Below are 1,210 nucleotides of genomic sequence, written 5' to 3'. Positions count from 1 at the left end.
GCCTCGACGACCTCACCGACAAGGATGGCGTGTGCCCACGGCTTTGGGTATCGGCTGAGAGCGCGAAGCGTGTAGTCACGGCTCTGAACAGCGCAGACTTCTACCCGTCCGTGAACGCAGCGGTCGTTAATCAGACGCTTCCAGTGAAAATAGTCCGCAGAAGCCGTCCCTCGTCCGACGTTGAGTAGTTGTACGGATCCGCGGGGAGTGTCCGATCAGCGGTGGATCCGAACTCGGTATCGGTTAATTACCGTTGAGGGTGATGCGGCCTTCGAAGGTGATAGCGAACGCGTTCAGCGCCTGGCCTCCACCTCATCGCCCATCGTTCCTTACCTTTCCCTGTCGGGTCCAGAGCCCGAGTACCCCAGATACAAGCATTTGAGCGCGGCCTGCTCCGTCGGGAAGTGCCCACGAGCACGCACCGCACGCCGGTAACGAGCGTTGACGGACTCGATCGCATTGGTCGAGCAGATCCCCTGCCGGATCTCGACGTCGTAATCCAAGAACGGAACGAACTCCGTCCAGGCGTTCTCCCACATCCGCACGATCGCTGAGTATCGCTCACCCCAGATTCCGCAGAATTCGATGAACCGTTCCTTCGCCGCAGACTCCGATGGAGCGGTGTAGACAGGTTTCAGGTCGCGGGTCATCTTGTCCCAGTACTGCCGTGCAGAAAACCGAAAGGTGTTGCGTATCAAATGAATGATGCAGGTCTGCACCACCGCGAGTTCCCAGACGGTGTTGATCGAATCCGGCAACCCTTTCAGGCCGTCGCACACCACGATGCACACGTCGATCACCCCGCAGTTCTTGATTTCGGTGAGCACCGACAGTCAGAACTTGACGCCTTCGCCCCCAGCCCACATCCCGAGGATGTCGCGTTCACCGTTCACGGTGACCCCGATCGCGACATACATCGGCCGGTTGGTGACCTGACCGTCGCGGACTTTGACGTGCGCCGCATCGATGAACATCACCGGATACACACGATCGAGCGGCCGGTTCTGCCATTCGGTCATCTCACCAACGACCTTGTCGGTGATCCGGGAGCTAGTGTCCTTCGAGGCCGTCGCACCATGGATGTCCTGAAAGTGCGCGGACGCCTCGCCGATTGTCAAACCCTTTGCAGTAAGCGATAATACAATCTCGTCGATCGGGACTGTTTCGCAATCGGTGTTTTGGCCCGAGAAGCTGAGTGAATGCTCGGCGA

1 pseudogene is annotated in these 1,210 nt (G+C 58.8%); it reads right to left on the bottom strand.

Going from position 1 to position 1,210, the window contains the following annotated elements:
- Nucleotides 1-243: 243 nt before the first annotated feature.
- Nucleotides 244-1,210, bottom strand: a pseudogene (locus QMA15_RS26580) (IS256 family transposase); the annotation flags it as partial.

The organism is Rhodococcus sp. APC 3903 (assembly GCF_030407755.1).
GTDB lineage: Bacteria > Actinomycetota > Actinomycetes > Mycobacteriales > Mycobacteriaceae > Rhodococcus_F > Rhodococcus_F erythropolis.
This window is presented reverse-complemented; position numbering and strand designations above follow the sequence as displayed.